This window comes from Altericroceibacterium xinjiangense, from assembly GCF_003958635.1.
GTDB classification, from domain to species: Bacteria; Pseudomonadota; Alphaproteobacteria; order Sphingomonadales; family Sphingomonadaceae; genus Altericroceibacterium_A; species Altericroceibacterium_A xinjiangense.
Genome location: NZ_RSEK01000001.1, coordinates 307,594 through 325,052, shown reverse-complemented (window position 1 = coordinate 325,052; position 17,459 = coordinate 307,594). Strand labels below are relative to the sequence as shown.

Sequence of the window (17,459 nt, the reverse complement as noted above, 5' to 3'; positions counted from 1 at the left end):
TCGGCAAACGGATCGCTTCATCCCGGAGGAGGAAAGAGCATGAAATGGACCGTCTTAGGGGCTGTGGGACTTGTGCTCTCCCTTGCCCATCCAGCCGTAGCGCAGAACCTGCCGAGCGAAGTGACCGACGGGATGTACATCACCGTCGATGAAGTCCGGAGCAACAGCATGGATACGTTTGAATTCTTCGCAGGGCCGAGCGGCGGTCCGATTTCGAAGCAGCAGTTTGTCTCTTCGGAGGTTCCCAGCGATGTGATGCCGAACAAGCCTGAAAGGCCCCTGCTCGAAAAGCTGTTCGGCCTCCTCGATGCGGATTCGAATGGACAGCTTACCCTTTCCGAGTGGCGCAGCCGCATCAACCGCGATCTCGCCTTCGCGGATCAGAACAGCGACGGGCGCATAACCCTGAAGGAACTGGCGAACGCCCGGAAGAACATGGGCGTCGGAGACGCCCTGGGCATGGTTTTCTGATCCGGTGGAGCGGCTTTTGATCGGGAGATCCGATCGGCCGCTCTCACCGCCTCAGTCCTTCGAGAACGGGTTCTTCGCGCTGCGCAGCATCAGGCGCACCGGCACCGCGCCAAAGCCGAGCTTCTGGCGAATGCCGTTGATCAAATACCGTTCATAGCTCTTCGGCAGGTCGTCCAGACGAGTGCCGAAGATCACGAAGCGCGGCGGGCGAGTGCCCACCTGCGTGATGTAGCGCAGCTTGATCCGCCTGCCGCCCGGCGCCGGCGGCGGATTGGCTTCCATCGCATCGTCGAACCAGCGGTTGAGCGCGGCCGTCGGCACGCGGCGGTTCCAGATCTCGCGTACTTCGAATGCGGCGGATAGCATCGTGTCGAGGCCCTTGCCGGTCATCGCCGACACCGCCACCAGCGGCACCCCGCGCGCCTGCGCCAATCCTTCTTCCAGCGCGGCGCGAACGCCGTTGAACAAGCCGCTGGGGTCTTCGGCCACGTCCCACTTGTTGATCGCGATGATCAGCGCGCGGCCTTCCTCCAGCACCATGTCCGCGATCTTGAGGTCCTGCACTTCCAGCCCGCGCGTCGCGTCGAGCAGCAGCACGACGACTTCCGCGTAATCGACCGCGCGGCGGGCATCGGCGACCGAAAGCCGCTCCAGCTTTTCCACCACCTTGGCGCGCTTGCGCATTCCCGCGGTGTCGACGAGGTGAATTTCGCGCGGCTCACCCGACTTGGGGTCGGTCCATTGCCAGTCGACCGCGATCGAATCGCGCGTGATCCCTGCTTCCGGCCCCGTCAGCAGGCGGTCTTCGCCCAGCAGACGGTTGATCAGCGTCGACTTGCCGGCGTTGGGCCGTCCGACAATGGCGAGGTGGAGCGGCGCGTTGGCGTCGGGCTCCTCCTCCTCGTCACCCGGCTCCGCATCTTCCGGTTGCTTGTCGCCGATCAGCGGCAGGAGCGCCCCGAACAAGTCGGCAATCCCTTCGCCGTGTTCGGCCGACAGCGGCACCGGGTCACCCAGTCCAAGGCTGTAGCTTTCGAAGATGCCGGATTCGGCGGCACGGCCTTCAGCCTTGTTGGCGACGAGCACGACCGGCACTTCCTGTTCGCGCAGCCAGCGGGCGATCTCCTCGTCCAGCGGCGTGATTCCGGCGCGCGCGTCGAACACGAACAAGGCGGCATCGGCTCCCTGGAGGGAGACCTGCGTCTGCGCCCGCATCCGCCCGGGCAGGGTTTCGGCGTCTTCGTCCTCCCATCCGGCGGTATCGACCGCGACGAATTCCAGCCCGAGCAGCGAGACATCGCCCATCCGCCGGTCGCGCGTGACGCCGGGCTGGTCATCCACCAGGGCAAGCTTCTTGCCTACCAGCCGGTTGAAAAGGGTAGACTTGCCGACGTTGGGCCGGCCGATGATGATGACTTGGGGGAGCTTGCGCACGGGCATGGCGGGGCGATCAGCCCTCCTTCTTCGCCACGGGGGGAGTGTCCCCGAGGTCCTGGTACCACGCCTCGACCGGGCCGCTGAGCTTGATCGTCAGCGGGTTGCCATGGCGGTCCATCGTCTTGCCGGCCTGAACGCGCACCCAACCTTCGGAAATGCAGTATTCCTCGACGTTGGTGCGTTCGACGCCCTTGAATCGGATGCCGATCCCCCGGCGCAGCTTCTCGGCATCGAAATGGTCGCTGTGGGGATTGATCGCGATGCGATCGGGCGGAAGGTCGAGCGCGGGCTCGGCGGGGGTGTTCTCTTCGCTCATCCTGCGGGCCGTAGTCGCAAGCCGGCAAAAATCAATTGGGCTGCGGGGTTTCGGCCGGCGCCGTGCCGGGTACCGCGGGCGTCTCTACCGGGGTCGAGCCGGGCTTAAGGGTATCCCCGCCGCCGCCCGGGAATTCATCCGGAGTGCGCGCCGGCGCATAAGGTTCGCTCTTCCCCGGCACGATTTCCGCGGGGCTGCGGCCGGGCTGGTCGCTGTCGCCGTCGAATTCGGGCAGGGTGGCCGCATCGTTCGCATCGGCCCGATCGGTGATCACGGGGGGTGTCGCGGGGGGGACGGTGGGCCGGTCGTAATCGGTCGGCGGGCTCTCGTTGCGGGGCATGAAGGTATCCTTTCGTCTCTCCTGACCTGAACGCATGCCGGGCAAGCCCTGTTCCACCGTCGTTTCCCCGCCGTTCCGCTTGCCCTTTGGGCCATGCGCTTATAAGGGCGCTTCCCTGTGAATGCAGGCCCAGCGCCTGTAATGGCTGCGGGCGTGGCGGAATTGGTAGACGCGCTGGATTTAGGTTCCAGTATCGAAAGATGTGGGGGTTCGAGTCCCTTCGCCCGCACCAGTTCCCCGCGCCAGTTCCTGGACTCGGGACCGGGTTTGATTTGGAAGGCTTTTTGAAATGCAGATCGTCGAGACCACCAACGAAGGGCTGAAGCGGGCCTATAAAGTGACGATTCCGGCCAAGGATATCGCGTCGCGGATCGATAACGAGGTGAAGCGGATCGCACCGCAGGTGCAGATGCCCGGCTTCCGCCCCGGCAAGGTGCCCGCCAATCTCGTGAAGAAGATGCACGGCGAGGCGCTCCATTCCGACATGCTGAACACCGTGGTCCGCGAATCGGTCGATGGCCTGATGCGCGAAAAGCAGCTGCGGCCTGCGCTCCAGCCGAAAGTCGATCTCGACCAGGGCTACGAAGAGGGCAAGGATGCCGAACTGACGGTCGAGCTGGAAATCCTGCCGAACATCGAAGCGCCGTCGCTCGAAGGGCTGGCGCTGGAAAAGCTTGTGGTGCCGGTCTCCGACGAACAGGTCGACGAAGCGCTGGCGAAGCTGGCGGAAAACCAGAAGAGCTTCAAGGACGCCGCCAAGACCAAGAAGGCGGCCGAGGGCGACCAGCTGATCATCGATTTCGTCGGCCGCGTTGACGGAACGGAGTTCGAAGGCGGCAAGGCGGAAGACACGCCGCTGGAACTGGGATCGGGCCGGTTCATTCCGGGGTTTGAGGACCAGCTGGTTGGCGTGAAGACCGGCGACAAGAAGACGATCACCGTCACGTTCCCCGAAGATTACCCGGCCGAGAACCTCAAGGGCAAGGAAGCCGAGTTCGACGTCACCGTGCAGAAGGTTCGCGTTGCCAGCGACGAGGCGCCGGATGACGAATTCGCCAAGTCGCTGGGTCTTGAAAGCCTGGACCAGCTCAAGGGCCTGCTGCGCGGCCAGCTGGAGCAGGAAAGCGCGGGCCTCACCCGCACGCAGATGAAGCGTCAGCTGCTCGACAAGCTGGCCGCCGATCACGACTTCCCGGTCCCTCCCACCATGTGCGAGGCCGAGTTCGACCAGATCTGGCAGCAACTTCAGGCCGAAGCCGCCCAGGAAGAAAATCCCGACGCCGCGCGCGAGGAAATCGAGGCAGAGAAGGACGACTACCAGCGGATCGCCGAACGGCGCGTGCGCCTTGGTCTGCTGCTGTCCGAAATCGGTCAGCGCAACGGCGTGGAAGTCTCCAGCCAGGAAATGGCCATGCTGATGCAGCAGGCCGCCCAGCAGTACCGGCCGGAGGATCGTGAGCGGTTCATCGAATACGTCCGCAACGAGCCGATGGCGCAAGCCCAGCTGCGCGCTCCGCTTTACGAGGAAAAGGTCGTCGACTTCCTGTTCGACAAGGCCGAAGTCACCGAACGCGAAGTGACGCGCGAGGAGCTTGAGGCGGCGATCGAGGCCGACGAGGGCGGGTCCGGCGAAAGCTCGGCTCAGGAAAGCGCGACGGAAGAAAAGCCGAAGAAGAAGGCTGCAGCCAAGAAGTCGGCCGCAAAGGACGAAGAAGCTGCGGGCGAAGCGGAAGGCGAAGAAGCCAAGAAGCCGGCGAAGAAAGCCAGCAAGAAGGCCGCCAGCAGCGACGACGACGCTGACGCCGACGCCGAGGATAAGCCGGCGAAGAAGCCGGCTGCCAAGAAGGCTGCCGCCAAGAAGTAAGTGGGCAGCGCCGCCCCTGCATCGGGGCGGCGCTGTTTGTCCGGTATTCGCCTCCTGCCCCGTGCCGGAGTTCAGACCGCAACCCCTACTGCGTCAGCGGGCGCAAGGTGGCTTGCGGAAGGTCGACCGAACGCGCGTGCGGTTGTAAGCGGCTCCGGCTTTCAGCAGGGCATGATCCGCCCGCTTGGCGCCGATGAAGGACAAGCCGGCCGGCATTCCTTGGATCGCGCCCATGGCACCGTCAGGTGCGGGTAATCGGCGATAGTTGGCTGCACGCGGCCCGCTTCGCGAAGGCGCGCGATGATCGGCGCATCCCGTCCGGTCGCATTTCCGGCAGTTGTCGGCCGTGCGCCCGCTCCGATGTCTTCCTTGGCCCCGACAGTACGCCCGGAGCGCGGCAGGCCTGCCGCCGCAGTCCCCTCCGCCAGGCCCGGCGCATCGGGATTGCTGACGGTCACCGCGTCGCTTGCCAGTTGTCGGCCCGGCTTGCCTCCAGGTAGCGTGCTGCCTGCGCACCCGCCGAGAATTGTGGGCGCGACCATCAAGAGACGTAGGCAGGTGGTGCAGGCGGCAAGACAGGGGCCGGCAAAAGCACGGTCCTAACGCGAAAGTTAGATAGGGGCATGGCGTCCGGCTCGTTGCCTGTGGCAAGGGAGGGAAAGGGAAGACGCCTTGCCGCTGCCCCTTGAACATCGGGCGTTCAGGGGCGACATAGGCCGTCCGCAAGACAAGAGGATTTTCATGATCGACCTGTTCGGCAACTCCGGTGATACCTATGGTGCGCAAGGCAAGTTCAACGTCGACCCCGTGACGGGCGCGTTGGTGCCGGTCGTGGTCGAAAGCACCAGCCGGGGCGAACGCAGCTTCGACATCTTCAGCCGCCTGCTGCGCGAGCATATCGTGTTCGTGACCGGGCAGGTCGAAGACAACATGGCTTCGCTGATCGTTGCCCAGCTGCTGTTCCTCGAAAGCGAAAATCCCTCGCGCCCGATCAGCATGTACATCAACTCGCCGGGCGGGGTGGTGACGGCCGGAATGGCGATCCACGACACGATGCAGTACATCAAGCCGCGGGTTTCGACCGTCTGCGTCGGCCAGGCGGCCTCGATGGGCAGCTTCCTGCTGGCCGCGGGCGAGCCGGGAATGCGGATCGCGCTGCCGAACGCGCGGATCATGATCCACCAGCCTTCGGGCGGCGCGCAGGGCATGGCTTCGGACATCGAGATCCAGGCCAAGGAAATCCTGCGCATCCGGCACCGGATGAACGAGCTTTACGCCAAGTACACCGGCAAGGACATCGCCGACATCGAAAAGGCGATGGACCGCGACACCTTCCTCGAAGCCAAGGAAGCGAAGAATTTCGGCATCGTCGACAAGGTGTTCGAGAGCCGGCCGGAGGGCGATACGGTGGGTGAAAACACCGGGTCCGGCGGCGCTCCGGAATGATCTTGGCGCCCGCCCGCTTCAGGCTGGAGCAAGCGCGGGATGCTAAGTTGATTGATATTGAAGGATGCAAGGGTACATTTCCTTGCGAATCCCTTGTGCGAATCTCGCGAAGGGACAGGAATAGGGCATGACCAAATTGAGCGGTTCCGACAGCAAGAGCACCCTGTATTGCAGCTTCTGCGGCAAGTCTCAGCATGAGGTGCGCAAGCTGATTGCAGGCCCGACCGTGTTCATCTGCGATGAGTGCGTCGAGCTGTGCAACGACATCATCCGCGAGGAAACCAAGGGCGGGCTCGCCGGCAAGAAGGACGGCGGCGTTCCCACTCCGCGCGATATCTTCGAGACGCTGAACGATTACGTGATCGGGCAGGACCGCGCCAAGCGCGTGCTCTCCGTCGCGGTGCACAATCACTACAAGCGGCTGAAGCACTCGGGCAAGTCGGGCGACGTCGAACTGGCGAAGTCCAACATCCTGCTGGTCGGGCCGACGGGATCGGGCAAGACGCTGCTTGCGCAGACGCTCGCCCGGACCTTCGACGTGCCGTTCACGATGGCGGATGCGACCACGCTGACCGAAGCCGGCTATGTCGGTGAGGACGTGGAAAACATCATCCTCAAGCTGCTGCAGGCGTCCGACTACAACGTCGACAAGGCGCAGCACGGGATCGTCTACATCGACGAGATCGACAAGATCACCCGCAAGGCGGAAAACCCCTCCATCACCCGCGACGTTTCGGGCGAGGGCGTGCAGCAGGCGCTGCTGAAGCTGATGGAAGGCACCACGGCTTCCGTTCCGCCGCAGGGCGGCCGCAAGCACCCGCAGCAGGAATTCCTGCAGGTGGACACGACCAACATCCTGTTCATCTGCGGCGGCGCCTTCGCGGGGCTGGAAAAGGTCATCGGCGACCGCTTGCAGAAGCGCTCCATCGGGTTCGGTGCCAATGTTGCCGATCCGGACAAGCGCCGCGTGGGCGAGATGCTGGAAAAGGCCGAACCGGAAGATCTGCTGAAGTTCGGCCTGATCCCGGAATTCGTCGGCCGTCTGCCGGTAATCGCGACGCTGCACGATCTCGATGTCGCCGCGCTGGTCCAGATCCTGAAGGAGCCGAAGAACGCGCTGGTCAAGCAGTACCAGAAGCTGTTCGAGCTTGAGGACGTGGAACTGAGCTTCACCGACGAGGCGATGGAAGCGATCGCCCAGAGGGCAATCAAGCGCAAGACCGGTGCACGCGGCCTGCGTTCAATCGTGGAAGGGCTGCTGCTCGACACGATGTTCGACCTGCCGAGCATGGACGACGTGTCCGAAGTCGTGGTCGACAAGGACGTGGTCGAAGGCCGCAAGGAACCGATCCGCGTGCACGGCAACGAAAAGAAGAAGGAAGCGGCGGCCTGACGCTTCCGCCGGGCTGGCTCTGCACATCCGAATCGAAGAAGAAGGGGCGCCCAAGGGTGCCCCTTTTTCTTTGGATGACGAAGAGGGGCGAACGTCCCTGATGGGTGGGAAGCGGAAGGGCAGGTTCCGGCTATGAAAGCAGACCTGCGCCTCTCGTTCGCGAAATTCGCCAGCAGCAGCTAGCGACCCCATGCGGGCATTCAGGTCATCGGCATGGTGCGGTAATGACAGAGGCTCGCCCCAATCTTCTAGCGACACTCCAGCGGATTATCGATGGCGGGGATCTGACTATCGAAGACCTCGACGCCGCGATACCCGATCCGCTCCTGCTGAATCGCGCAGAAAGAGATGCGCGGGAACAGTTGAGCCATTGGGCTGACGACGAGGCTCTGAAAGCCGCCATTCGGCAGCATCCATGTTCCGGCGGAGCTTGAGCCACATCTCGATTGATAGCTTTCAAGAGAGCGGCGTGTCGTACACATGAAGGCTCTATCGTCTAGCTCACCACCTAATTGAGAAGACAGAGCGACCGTTAAGAGGCTTGCGATGAGCCTCTAGGCATTTTCTAACCTCGTTCTCCAAGGTAAAGTTCTGGAAACCGCGTAGTACAACCCACGGATTTTAGAGCGCCCACGACGGAGTATACCGCGATATAATTGAACATCCTTGCTATCTTATTTCCACGGTACAAGATGAATACATCCGCACGATACACCTGCTCCCGACCTCCCCGACGAAAATTAAGATCTTCGCCGAACCGGATGTTGTATCCGCCGCTGCCGTGTAAATAAATGCCAAGCTCATCACTGCTCCGCTGCAGTGAGGCCAGCTCACGCTCCATGATATTCAGATACTCGGTCCACCTGACAGGATCGTAGACGATTAGCGCAGCGTTTTCTTTGCAGAGCCTCTCGTGTTGATCCCGGATCGCATCCCTTTGCGTTCCGCAAGCCGCCTGCAGCAAAGCAAATGGGATGAGAGCGATGGATTTGAGGACGGATGCTTCGGGGAGAAAAATGTACTTCACTGTTCTACTCCAGCCTCTCTGACGCTCCGGTCGACGGGACTGAGCAGATAGCCAGGTCTCACCGATCAACCGTACGGTTTTCCGTAGGGATCGGCATCAGCCATGCGAAGGCCAATTCTGAAGACACGTTTTCCTCGACCGGTCATATCGATGGCTCGCCCGTCAATCGGCCTTTCAGACCTACCGGAAGGCAGCTTTTGGGCGCCGAGCAACCGGCGTTAAACGACCGCCATTGGGGCGATTTGGGACAGGTGATGCCGGCTAGCGAGCTTCGCACGCACCCACTTCCCCGGATATAGGCCAGAGCGGTCTGTGGAGCCGCGCCTATTCGTACACGCAGGCGTCGAGCCCATCGCGCCGGACAATGTTGATCCGCTGCTCGATGGTGTTGGCATAGCGCCGGGTAAAGCCTTTCGGGCTCACCACCGCGCGTTTCTTGGGAGCGGGCAGGGCCGCCGCCATGCGCGCCGCTTCGCTGCGGGACAGCTCTGATGCGGAGTGTTGGAAGTACCGCTGCGCGCCCGCTTCGGCGCCGTAGGTCCCGATGCCCGTCTCCGCGACGTTCAAATAGACTTCCATGATCCGCCGCTTGCCCCAGATCTGTTCGATCAGCAGGGTGAACCATGCTTCCAGTGCCTTGCGGAAGTAACCGCCGTCCTGCCACAGGAAGACGTTCTTGGCGGTCTGCTGGCTGATGGTGGATCCGCCGCGGATCCGGCCCCCTTGCAGGTTCTGCTGCACGGCTTCCTCGATCGCTTCGGCGTCGAAGCCGTCATGGGAACAGAACTTGCTGTCCTCGCCGCCGATCACCGCGCGAACCAGGTTGCGGTCGATGTTTGAAAGCGGCTCCCAGTCCTTGGTGATGCCGTGTTCGTCCAGCACCATGGTCGCGGTCACCGGGACCGGCACGAAGCGATAGGCGACCACCAGCGCGAGGCTGACGATCACGAACCAGAACACGATCCAGGCGACAAAGCGCAGCAGCCAACCCATGCACCGGCTTTAGCGGGAGAGGGGCAGTCTGGAAATGCTTCCCGTAGAATCGAAAAGGCCGCCGTCCCACAAGAGGACGGCGGCCTTTGACTGGATCAGGTGATCAGACGATCAGGCCGGCGCCGGGAGCAGCCGCTCGGTCGCGATGCGCTGCATCGCCTTCTGCAGCTTCTCGAAGGCGCGAACCTCGATCTGCCGGATACGTTCGCGGCTGACGTCGTAGACCTGGCTCAGTTCTTCCAGGGTCTGCGGATCGTCGGTCAGCCGCCGCTCCGTCAGGATGTGCTTTTCACGGTCGTTGAGGCTGTCCATCGCTTGTTCCAGCATTTCATGCCGGACATGCGCTTCCTCGGCATCGGCCACGGTCTCGTCCTGCAACGGCCGATCGTCGGTCAGCCAGTCCTGCCATTGGCCGGACCCTTCCTCGTCCGAGCGCATGGAGACGTTCAGCGAGGCATCGCCGCCCATCATCATCCGCCGGTTCATGTTGACCACTTCCTGCTCGGGCACCCCGAGATCGGCCGCGATCTTCGCGACGTCGTCCGGGTGAAGGTCCGAATCCTCGTAGGCTTCGAGATTCTTCTTCATCCGGCGCAGGTTGAAGAACAGCTTCTTCTGCGCCGCGGTGGTGCCCATTTTCACGAGGCTCCACGAGCGGAGGATGAATTCCTGGATCGAAGCCTTGATCCACCACATCGCGTAGGTCGCGAGTCGGAAGCCCCGATCGGGCTCGAACTTCTTGACGCCTTGCATCAGGCCCACGTTGCCTTCGGAGATCAGGTCGCTGACCGGCAGGCCATAGCCGCGATAACCCATCGCGATCTTGGCCACGAGCCGCAGGTGACTGGTGACCAGCTGCGCTGCCGCTTCGGGGTCGGCGTGTTCCTGATAGCGCTTCGCGAGCATGTATTCCTGCTCGGGCTTGAGCACCGGGAATTTCTTGATCTCGGTCAGGTAGCGGTTGAGGCTCTGCTCACCGCCCAGTGCCGGGACGCTCATTCCCTTGCTCTTCTTGATGGTACTATCGCTCACTTTTCCCAAACCTTTCCGCGTCGGGCCGCAGGCAGATCCTGCCAGGCAGCAGGCTTCGACGCCTTGCTACCCGATATAGGCCATTTTCCTGTCAGAGACCGCGCAATTTATCGATTTCAATGACCGGTTTCATCGATCAGTTCCCGCATGTCGGGCGGCAGGTCGCTTGTAAGGCGCAGCCTGTCGCCAGTGACGGGATGAAGGAAGCCAAGCACGGCCGCGTGAAGGGCCTGCCGGCTGAAACCCAGCCGTTGAAGAACCGGCCGAAGCCGGGAGTTTGCACGTCCGTAGACAGGATCTCCCAATAGCGCATGACCGATTGATGCAAGGTGAACCCTGACCTGGTGCGTGCGACCGGTTTCCAGACGGCATTCGACAAGCGCGCAGTTGTCCAACAATTCAAGCGTCCGGTAATGCGTCACGGCGTGCTTTCCGCGGCTCGACGCGTCAGGCAGCACCGCCATCTTCTTGCGATTGGTGTCGGATCGCCCGATTCGTGCCCGCACGGTTCCTGCCGGGGGCGCCGGATGGCCGTTCACGACCGCGAGATAGACGCGTTCGATCGAGTGGTCGGCAAACTGCTTCGCCAGTCCCTCATGCGCCGCGTCGCTCTTGGCGACGACCAGCAAGCCGGATGTGTCCTTGTCGATCCGGTGGACGATGCCGGGCCGGGCGACTCCGCCGATCCCCGACAATTGCCCGGCGCAGTGGTGCAGCAGTGCGTTGACCAGCGTCCCGTCCGGATTGCCGGCGGCAGGGTGAACGACCAGGCCCGCCGGCTTGTCGACCACGACCAGGTGATCGTCTTCGTAGGCGATCACGAGGGGTATGTCCTGCGGACGCGCGTCGGCCGGAGCGGCTTCGGGAACGTGGATTCGGAACGCGGCGCCCGCTGCGACTTTGACGCTCGGCTGGGAAACCGGCTTCCCCTCCACCGCAACGCGCCCTTCGGCCAGCAGTCCCTTGATCCTCTCCCGCGAAAGGCCGGTCGAATCGGCCAGTGCCTTGTCGAGCCGCCCCGCGCCTGTCAGCGCGCCTTCGATGATTGCTTCGTCCCCCATGCGGTGGAGGTGGATAGCACGTTGTGCGCCGCACGCGCGGGCAAATGCGAAGGTCGTCCGCAGCCCATGAGAGGGCGGTGCGATCCGGTGCTGGCCTGGCCAGTGGCTTTCGGCGCGCCGAGCCGGTAGCGTCCGGCCATGCCCATCGAGATCGCCCGGTCGCTGGTAGCGGAACTTTGCAGCCTTGCCGCCCGCTCCGTTCCGGAAGAATGCTGCGGGCTGCTGCTTGGACGCGGGATACGCATCGGGCAGATTCGCCCGGCGGCCAACGTTGCGCAAGACCGCCGCCGCCACTTCGAGATCGACCCGCAGGCATTGATCGATGCTCACCGCGCCGCGCGGGCAGGCGGGCCGGACTTGCTGGGTTACTTTCATTCGCATCCGTCGGGGCGGGCGGAGCCTTCCCCGACCGACCGGCAATGCGCCTCCGGCGACGGCCGGATGTGGGCGATCGTGGGGGAGGACGGCGTTCGCTTTTGGCGGGATGAGCCCGAGGGTTTCGAGCCGCTTTCCTATCGGGCGCTTGATGGCTAAAGGCGGCGCTGACCGACAGGTTGCCGCGGACTGCGTCGCCAGCTAACAATTCGGAAACTTCCTGATGACTTCTTCCGTCGACCTTGCCGCACAGCTTTGCTCGCGCTTGTGCCACGATCTGCTCAGCCCCGTGGGTGCGCTGGGCAACGGGCTGGAATTGCTGGCCGATGAGCGCGATCCCCAGATGCGCCAGCGCTGCCTCGATCTGCTGGAACAGAGCGCTCGGACCTCCGCTGACAAGCTGAAGTTCTTCCGCCTGGCCTATGGCGCGGCCCCGGCCGACGAATCGGTTTCAACCGACGAGCCGAGAGCGCTGATAGAGCGGCTTTGCGGCAGCCGAATTGCGATGAACTGGGTGGTGGACGATCCGAAGCTGCCGAAACCGGCGATCAAGGTGCTGCTCAATCTCGCCGCGATCGGGATCGATTCGCTGCCTCGCGGCGGGACGCTGGATCTCGGGGTCGAATTGCGGGACGAGGAGTGCGAGATCGTGGTTCGGGCATCGGGTGGGCGAATCGCACTCGACGATGCGGTCGGCCGCGCGCTCAATGGCGGGCTGGAAGAAGCGGATCTGACCAGCCGCAGCGCGCCTGCGCAGATGATCCGGCTGTTCATCGCTGAGCGGGGCGGGGAGGTCCAGCACATGCGCTCGGCCGATTCGCTGCTGATCGGCGCGGTCCTGCCCCACGCCTGACGTGGACGGGCTGGTCCACCGCACGGCGCCGTCGCCTAACTGGAATGAGCGGCTGCGGCGCGTATCGATGGTCGTGCTGCACTACACCGGGATGCGCACTGCCGCCGAAGCGCTGGAGCGGTTGTGCGACCCGGAGGCGGAGGTATCCTGCCACTACCTGATCGATGAGGACGGAACGGTCGTCCGGCTGGTCGATGAGGATAAGCGCGCGTGGCACGCGGGCCGGTCCTCATGGCGCGGCGAGACCGACGTGAATTCGGCCAGCATCGGGATCGAGCTGGTCAACCCGGGTCATGAATTCGGCTACTGTGCCTTCCCGCGCGCCCAGATGGAAGCGCTGGTGCCGCTGCTGGCCGACATCGTCCGGCGCCACGACATTCCGCGGGCGAACGTGGTCGGCCATTCGGACATTGCCGTCGCGCGCAAGCTGGATCCGGGCGAATTGTTCGACTGGGACTTGCTGGCCCGCTACCGGCTGGCACTGGCCCGGCCCGAGGTGACGCTGGGCAATCCGTTCCCCAACGACGGGGCGTTCTTCCTCGCGCTGGAACGGTTCGGGTACGACATCACCGATCCGACCGCGGCAGTCCGGGCGTTCCAGCGGCGCTGGCGTCTCGAACGCATCGATGGGGAAGTCGACGGGCAGATCGGCGCGATATTGTTCGCGCTGCTCCTGGATCGGGACCGCGGGAACACGCGATAGGCATTCTTTCCCGGGCCTGACCATGCTATGACCGGCTGGCCAGGGGGCCGGGCAGCCGCGTCACGCATTCGCGTGCCGAGGAAAGTCCGGGCTCCACGAAACAAGGGTGGCGGGTAACGCCCGCCCACCTTCCGCTCCTGTCAAAGGGAGCGGGGGGTGAGGGACAGTGCAACAGAGAGCAGACCGCCGGTCTTCGGGCCGGTAAGGGTGAAAGGGTGCGGCAAGAGCGCACCGCGCTCCCGGCAACGGAAGCGGCACGGCAAACCCCACCCGGAGCAAGACCGAATAGGGGCGGCGCCCCCGGACGCAAGTTCGGGGAGGTCTGTTTCGGACCTGACCGCCCGGGTTGGTCGCTGGAGCGGCGGGAGCAATCCCCCGCGTAAGATGAATGGCTGCCGCCGCGGGTCACGTCCGAAAGGATACGGTCCCGCGGAACAGAACCCGGCTTACAGGCTCCCTGGCACCTTCAGGCCGCGATCTTGTCCGTGGCGCTGACGATCCCGTCCTGTTCGATCGCCTGGAGATAGCGCCGGCTGGTTCCTTCCAGGGCCAGCGCGGTCAGGCGCCCGCTGCGAAATGCGCCGGTGTCGATGCCGATCCGATTCCCGCGATCCTGGGGATCGTCGCAAATCGTGTGTCCGTGGACCACGACGTGCTGGTGCGGCTCGCTGTGCGACAGGAACGGCTCGCGGATCCAGCGCAGCTCCTCGGTCCGCTGCTCGATGATCGGAGTGCCGGGGCGAATCCCGGCATGGACGAACAGGTACTCGCCGATCTCGATCGCATCCTCGAATGAGCGGAGGAAATCGATGTCCTCCTGCGGGACGGCCTCCCGCATCATCTGCTGCACTTCTTCCAGTTCGGCCTGGAGGAACGTCTCGTGATCGATGCCGTAGCTCAGCACGGTTTCCCGTCCGCCGTGGCGCAGGAAAGCGCGCAGGGTCTCGATCTCGTCGAAGCTGCGGAGGAACATTTCCTCATGGTTTCCGGCCAGGATGCGGACCGCGCGCTGGCGCTGCCATTCCCGGGCGCGGGCCACGACGCCTGCGCTGTCCGCTCCCCGGTCGACAAGGTCTCCCAGCAGGACAACCGTGGTCCTGGCTGGCGCAAGAGCAGCATCGTCCCGCTCAATCGCATCGATCAGGGCATCGAACAGGTCGAGCCGGCCGTGGACATCCCCGACGGCATAGACCCGCTCCCCATCGGGCACGGCGGCGACCGCTCGGGTTCGGCGGCTGAAAAGATTGCGGAGGGATTTTTTCATGGATGTGACAATAACGCCCGTTTCTGACTGTCGGGCCGCTTCCCTGCCGGGTAGCGGCTTTCTTTTGCCTGAATGTGGCATAAAATCCACACTTCACGCCTGCGATATGAGCAGTGCGGTAATTTCCTTGTGCGGTGCAACATCCAAGTGCAATTTTCTTATGCACGCAAGCGATCGTTCGAAGAGACGGCCAGCGGTGCAGGTGGGACGAGGCCTCGGTTCTTTGCGATGAGGAAATGAGCATGCGCACGTCCATCTGCAGCCTTATGGCTGCCACATTGTGTTTTGGTGCCGCGATCACGGCTACTCCTGCTTTTGCGCAAGGCACGATACCGGGGCCGATCGTCGTTTCGGGCACCGGAACGATCGTTTCCGATTACCGGTTCCGCGGCGTGTCACAGACGGACGAGGAAATGGCCGTGGAGGTGGGCATCATGGCCGCCCACGAAAGCGGCGCCTATACGGGTCTCTGGGCCTCCAACCTCTCTGGCTGGGGCACGTTCAGGGGTGCTAACGTGGAGCTCGACCTTTACGCCGGCTATGTCCTTCCGCTGGGCGCGGCCAACCTCGATGTGGGGGCGACGTGGTACATGTATCCGGGCGGCGCCGATAACACCGACTTCATCGAGCCTTACGTAAGGCTGTCCTCCACGCTCGGCCCGGTGCAGGGGCTGGTGGGAGTCGCCTATGCGCCCGAGCAGGAAGCGCTCGGCAACTTCTCCGCCACACCGTACAGTGATGGCGAGAAAGGGGACAATCTCTACATCTGGACCGATGTGAACAGCGGCGTGCCGAACACCCCGGTGACGCTGAAGGGGCATGTCGGCTATTCCAACGGCAATCCGGGCCTTGGCCCCAACGGCACCAGCATCGCCCCGACAGGCGAGTATTTCGACTGGCTGGTCGGGGCGGACTACGTCACCGGTCCGCTGACGTTTGGCGTCGCCTATGTGGATACCGACATCTCGCGCGCCGAATCGGCCTATCTGCTCCCCAACTTCGCTAACAGCGAGGACGGGAGTTCCATTGCCGACGCCCAGATCGTGTTTTCTGTCACGGCCGGCTTCTGATTGTGGGCGGCGGCCGCCTTTTCCGGTGCCGTGATCGGCACTGGACAAGGCGGTCGTTACATCGCTCCTGGTAAGGTTCTGAAGCGAAGGACCCTTCGGTGCAGCCGGAAAGCTTGCTAGGCAGGCCTCCGCCATCACCAGAGGGAGACATTCGCTTGGTCAAGTATCTGCACACCATGGTCCGCGTCACCGATCCGGAGGCAACGATCCGGTTCTTCGGATTGATCGGCCTGAAGGAAGTGCGCCGGATGGAAAGCGAGAAGGGCCGCTTCACCCTGATCTTTCTCGCCGCGCCGGGGCAGGAAGAAGAGGCGCAGGTCGAACTGACCTACAATTGGCCGCCTGAGGACGGCTCGCCCGCCGAAACGTACGGGGGCGGACGCAACTTCGGCCATCTCGCCTATCGGGTCGACGACATCTACGAGACCTGCCAGCGCCTGATGGACGCCGGAGTGACGATCAACCGCCCGCCGCGCGATGGGCACATGGCCTTCGTCAAATCCCCGGACGGGATTTCCGTCGAACTGCTGCAGGACGGGCACCTCGATCCGCAGGAGCCCTGGGCCAGCATGGAAAACACCGGCTCCTGGTAAGCTGGGTCAGCGGGCTGGCGGTTCAGGCTTTGCGCGCCGCCAGCCGCAGCACCGCGTATCCGAGGACGGCTGAGATCAGCGATCCGCCCAGCACGCCGATCTTGGCTTCCTCGATCAGCAGGGGGTAGCGCGGAAAAGCCAGCGCGCCGATGAACAGGCTCATCGTGAAGCCGATCCCGCACAAGGCGGCCACTCCCCAGATCTGGAACCAGGACGCGCCTGCCGGCTTTGCCGCGAAGCCCAGCCGGTCGGCAGCGACGATGGCGGCAAGAATTCCTGTCTGCTTGCCCAGCACCAGTCCCGCTCCCACGCCCAGCGGCAGCGGATCGAGCAATGCCGCGAAGCTGAGGCCGGTCAGCGCCACCCCTGCGTTGGCGAAACCGAACAGCGGTACGACCAGATAGGCGTTCCACCGGACGAGGGCGTGCTCCATCGTCGTCAGCAGGTTGCGGCCGCCGCGTTCCTGCATCGGGACCGCGAATGCGGCGGCGACCCCGGCAATCGTCGCGTGAATGCCGGAATTGAGCACGCAGTACCACAGCACCAGCGCGGCCACGACAAACGGCCAGACGCTCGCGGCGCGAAATCGGTTGAGCGCGATCATCCCCGCGAACACGATGAACGAGGCAAACAGCCACGCCAGCTTGAGGTTGGCGGTGTAAAACACCGCGATGATCATCACCGCGCCCAGATCGTCCACCACGGCTACGGTCAGCAGGAACAGGCGGAGCGAGGGCGGCACCCGGCTGCCGAGCAGGCCGATCACCCCCATGGCAAAGGCAATGTCGGTCGCCGCGGGAATGGCCCAGCCGCGCCGCAATTCCGCATGGCCGCCCGCGATCAGCAGGTAGATCAACGCGGGCGCTGCCATTCCCGCGACTGCGGCGAGCACGGGAAGCCGCCGCTGGCGCGCGTCGGACAAGTTGCCGGCCACGATCTCGCGCTTCACCTCCAGCCCGACGACGAAGAAGAAGACCGCCATCAAGGCATCGTTGATCCACAAGTGCAGCGTATCGAGCTTGGGGATCGGACTCCACGCGAGCGTCCCGTGAAACAATTCGTGATACCCATGGGCAAGCCCGCTGTTGGCCACCAGCATGGCCGCGATCGCGACGGCGATCAGCAGCACGCCTGCAAAGGCATCGCTGACGAACAGCGCCTTGAAGGGTCTGACGGCTACCATGAGCAGCCCGGGCTTCGGCTGGGGCATTGGCATTCCCT

20 protein-coding genes, 1 tRNA gene and 1 other RNA gene are annotated in these 17,459 nt (G+C 63.8%); 11 read left to right on the top strand and 11 right to left on the bottom strand.

Going from position 1 to position 17,459, the window contains the following annotated elements:
* Positions 1-39 precede the first annotated feature (39 nt).
* Positions 40-471, top strand: coding sequence for an EF-hand domain-containing protein (locus tag ELY13_RS01605; protein ID WP_126172246.1), 432 nt, complete (start codon positions 40-42; stop codon positions 469-471).
* A gap of 51 nt (positions 472-522) precedes the next feature.
* Here the strand turns inward: ELY13_RS01605 and der are convergent, their stop codons facing one another.
* Genes der through ELY13_RS01590 form a run of 3 tightly spaced genes read right to left on the bottom strand, consistent with a single transcriptional unit; the run spans position 523 to position 2,564 of the window.
* The gene (der, locus tag ELY13_RS01600; RefSeq protein ID WP_126172114.1) at positions 523-1,911 is read right to left on the bottom strand and encodes a ribosome biogenesis GTPase Der; all 1,389 of its coding nucleotides are present in this window, start codon (positions 1,909-1,911) and stop codon (positions 523-525) included.
* Between the two features lie 10 nt (positions 1,912-1,921).
* Positions 1,922-2,224, bottom strand: coding sequence for a DUF3297 family protein (locus ELY13_RS01595; RefSeq protein WP_126172113.1), 303 nt, complete (start codon positions 2,222-2,224; stop codon positions 1,922-1,924).
* Positions 2,225-2,255: 31 nt separating this feature from the next.
* Positions 2,256-2,564: a hypothetical protein gene (locus ELY13_RS01590; protein WP_126172112.1), complete on the bottom strand. Its 309-nt coding sequence runs from the start codon at positions 2,562-2,564 to the stop codon at positions 2,256-2,258.
* A gap of 147 nt (positions 2,565-2,711) precedes the next feature.
* Between ELY13_RS01590 and ELY13_RS01585 the strand changes: the two genes are divergently transcribed.
* Both ELY13_RS01585 and tig read left to right on the top strand, forming a co-directional pair.
* A tRNA-Leu gene (locus tag ELY13_RS01585) sits at positions 2,712-2,796 on the top strand.
* Between the two features lie 57 nt (positions 2,797-2,853).
* Positions 2,854-4,428 (top strand): trigger factor, encoded by a 1,575-nt coding sequence (gene tig, locus ELY13_RS01580; RefSeq protein ID WP_126172111.1) that lies wholly within the window; start codon positions 2,854-2,856, stop codon positions 4,426-4,428.
* A 161-nt stretch (positions 4,429-4,589) separates the two neighbouring features.
* Here tig and ELY13_RS01575 read toward each other — a convergent pair whose 3' ends face one another.
* Positions 4,590-4,970 carry a hypothetical protein gene (locus ELY13_RS01575; protein ID WP_126172110.1) on the bottom strand — a complete coding sequence of 127 codons (381 nt, stop codon included), beginning with the start codon at positions 4,968-4,970 and terminating at the stop codon, positions 4,590-4,592.
* A 199-nt stretch (positions 4,971-5,169) separates the two neighbouring features.
* Between ELY13_RS01575 and ELY13_RS01570 the strand changes: the two genes are divergently transcribed.
* Together ELY13_RS01570 and clpX are read left to right on the top strand one after the other, a co-directional pair.
* A complete protein-coding gene (locus ELY13_RS01570) occupies positions 5,170-5,874 on the top strand; it encodes an ATP-dependent Clp protease proteolytic subunit (RefSeq protein WP_126172109.1) in 705 nt (234 codons plus the stop codon).
* A gap of 127 nt (positions 5,875-6,001) precedes the next feature.
* Positions 6,002-7,267: an ATP-dependent Clp protease ATP-binding subunit ClpX gene (gene clpX / locus ELY13_RS01565; protein ID WP_126172108.1), complete on the top strand. Its 1,266-nt coding sequence runs from the start codon at positions 6,002-6,004 to the stop codon at positions 7,265-7,267.
* A 248-nt stretch (positions 7,268-7,515) separates the two neighbouring features.
* Here the strand turns inward: clpX and ELY13_RS15510 are convergent, their stop codons facing one another.
* From ELY13_RS15510 to ELY13_RS01545, 5 genes are all read right to left on the bottom strand, one after another.
* Positions 7,516-7,638, bottom strand: coding sequence for a hypothetical protein (locus ELY13_RS15510; RefSeq protein WP_277600616.1), 123 nt, complete (start codon positions 7,636-7,638; stop codon positions 7,516-7,518).
* Between the two features lie 194 nt (positions 7,639-7,832).
* Positions 7,833-8,294 carry a hypothetical protein gene (locus ELY13_RS01560; protein ID WP_126172107.1) on the bottom strand — a complete coding sequence of 154 codons (462 nt, stop codon included), beginning with the start codon at positions 8,292-8,294 and terminating at the stop codon, positions 7,833-7,835.
* A 324-nt stretch (positions 8,295-8,618) separates the two neighbouring features.
* Positions 8,619-9,287, bottom strand: coding sequence for a monofunctional biosynthetic peptidoglycan transglycosylase (mtgA, locus tag ELY13_RS01555; RefSeq protein WP_126172106.1), 669 nt, complete (start codon positions 9,285-9,287; stop codon positions 8,619-8,621).
* A gap of 111 nt (positions 9,288-9,398) precedes the next feature.
* Positions 9,399-10,286: an RNA polymerase sigma factor RpoH gene (gene rpoH / locus ELY13_RS01550; protein WP_126172245.1), complete on the bottom strand. Its 888-nt coding sequence runs from the start codon at positions 10,284-10,286 to the stop codon at positions 9,399-9,401.
* A gap of 149 nt (positions 10,287-10,435) precedes the next feature.
* Entirely contained in the window at positions 10,436-11,380 is a 945-nt protein-coding gene (locus ELY13_RS01545) for an RluA family pseudouridine synthase (protein WP_126172105.1), read from the bottom strand.
* Between the two features lie 138 nt (positions 11,381-11,518).
* Here ELY13_RS01545 and ELY13_RS01540 point away from each other — a divergent pair, with 138 nt between their 5' ends.
* The 4 genes from ELY13_RS01540 (at position 11,519) to rnpB (ending at position 13,776) form a co-directional block, all read left to right on the top strand.
* Positions 11,519-11,914: a M67 family metallopeptidase gene (locus ELY13_RS01540; RefSeq protein ID WP_126172104.1), complete on the top strand. Its 396-nt coding sequence runs from the start codon at positions 11,519-11,521 to the stop codon at positions 11,912-11,914.
* A 64-nt stretch (positions 11,915-11,978) separates the two neighbouring features.
* Positions 11,979-12,608, top strand: a complete 630-nt coding sequence (locus ELY13_RS01535; RefSeq protein ID WP_206435952.1) for a histidine phosphotransferase family protein — start codon at positions 11,979-11,981, stop codon at positions 12,606-12,608.
* Positions 12,609-12,675: 67 nt separating this feature from the next.
* Entirely contained in the window at positions 12,676-13,311 is a 636-nt protein-coding gene (locus ELY13_RS01530; protein ID WP_126172244.1) for an N-acetylmuramoyl-L-alanine amidase, read from the top strand.
* 39 nt (positions 13,312-13,350) lie between these two features.
* Positions 13,351-13,776, top strand: an RNA gene (gene rnpB, locus ELY13_RS01525) — RNase P RNA component class A.
* Between the two features lies 1 nt (position 13,777).
* Here rnpB and ELY13_RS01520 read toward each other — a convergent pair.
* A complete protein-coding gene (locus ELY13_RS01520) occupies positions 13,778-14,575 on the bottom strand; it encodes a metallophosphoesterase family protein (protein ID WP_126172102.1) in 798 nt (265 codons plus the stop codon).
* A 242-nt stretch (positions 14,576-14,817) separates the two neighbouring features.
* Here ELY13_RS01520 and ELY13_RS01515 point away from each other — a divergent pair, with 242 nt between their 5' ends.
* Together ELY13_RS01515 and ELY13_RS01510 are read left to right on the top strand one after the other, a co-directional pair.
* Positions 14,818-15,645, top strand: a complete 828-nt coding sequence (locus tag ELY13_RS01515) for a TorF family putative porin (protein ID WP_241233484.1) — start codon at positions 14,818-14,820, stop codon at positions 15,643-15,645.
* Positions 15,646-15,800: 155 nt separating this feature from the next.
* On the top strand, positions 15,801-16,238 hold the full coding sequence (locus ELY13_RS01510) for a VOC family protein (protein ID WP_126172101.1): 438 nt from the start codon (positions 15,801-15,803) through the stop codon (positions 16,236-16,238).
* Positions 16,239-16,260: 22 nt separating this feature from the next.
* On the opposite strand, the gene nhaA is transcribed toward ELY13_RS01510, so the two are convergent.
* Entirely contained in the window at positions 16,261-17,448 is a 1,188-nt protein-coding gene (gene nhaA / locus ELY13_RS01505; RefSeq protein WP_126172100.1) for a Na+/H+ antiporter NhaA, read from the bottom strand.
* Positions 17,449-17,459 lie beyond the last annotated feature (11 nt).

Coding starts and splice junctions, on each gene's coding strand:
- rpoH (WP_126172245.1), bottom strand. CDS start 10,286: ATGAGCGTCCCGGCACTGGGCGGTGAGCAGAGCCTCAACCGCTACCTG.
- tig (WP_126172111.1), top strand. CDS start 2,854: ATGCAGATCGTCGAGACCACCAACGAAGGGCTGAAGCGGGCCTATAAA.
- ELY13_RS01545 (WP_126172105.1), bottom strand. CDS start 11,380: ATGGGGGACGAAGCAATCATCGAAGGCGCGCTGACAGGCGCGGGGCGG.
- ELY13_RS01540 (WP_126172104.1), top strand. CDS start 11,519: ATGCCCATCGAGATCGCCCGGTCGCTGGTAGCGGAACTTTGCAGCCTT.
- mtgA (WP_126172106.1), bottom strand. CDS start 9,287: ATGGGTTGGCTGCTGCGCTTTGTCGCCTGGATCGTGTTCTGGTTCGTG.
- nhaA (WP_126172100.1), bottom strand. CDS start 17,448: ATGCCCCAGCCGAAGCCCGGGCTGCTCATGGTAGCCGTCAGACCCTTC.
- ELY13_RS01605 (WP_126172246.1), top strand. CDS start 40: ATGAAATGGACCGTCTTAGGGGCTGTGGGACTTGTGCTCTCCCTTGCC.
- der (WP_126172114.1), bottom strand. CDS start 1,911: ATGCCCGTGCGCAAGCTCCCCCAAGTCATCATCATCGGCCGGCCCAAC.
- ELY13_RS15510 (WP_277600616.1), bottom strand. CDS start 7,638: ATGGCTCAACTGTTCCCGCGCATCTCTTTCTGCGCGATTCAGCAGGAG.
- ELY13_RS01575 (WP_126172110.1), bottom strand. CDS start 4,970: ATGGTCGCGCCCACAATTCTCGGCGGGTGCGCAGGCAGCACGCTACCT.
- ELY13_RS01590 (WP_126172112.1), bottom strand. CDS start 2,564: ATGCCCCGCAACGAGAGCCCGCCGACCGATTACGACCGGCCCACCGTC.
- ELY13_RS01530 (WP_126172244.1), top strand. CDS start 12,676: ATGGTCGTGCTGCACTACACCGGGATGCGCACTGCCGCCGAAGCGCTG.
- ELY13_RS01535 (WP_206435952.1), top strand. CDS start 11,979: ATGACTTCTTCCGTCGACCTTGCCGCACAGCTTTGCTCGCGCTTGTGC.
- ELY13_RS01570 (WP_126172109.1), top strand. CDS start 5,170: ATGATCGACCTGTTCGGCAACTCCGGTGATACCTATGGTGCGCAAGGC.
- ELY13_RS01520 (WP_126172102.1), bottom strand. CDS start 14,575: ATGAAAAAATCCCTCCGCAATCTTTTCAGCCGCCGAACCCGAGCGGTC.
- ELY13_RS01595 (WP_126172113.1), bottom strand. CDS start 2,224: ATGAGCGAAGAGAACACCCCCGCCGAGCCCGCGCTCGACCTTCCGCCC.
- clpX (WP_126172108.1), top strand. CDS start 6,002: ATGACCAAATTGAGCGGTTCCGACAGCAAGAGCACCCTGTATTGCAGC.
- ELY13_RS01515 (WP_241233484.1), top strand. CDS start 14,818: ATGCGCACGTCCATCTGCAGCCTTATGGCTGCCACATTGTGTTTTGGT.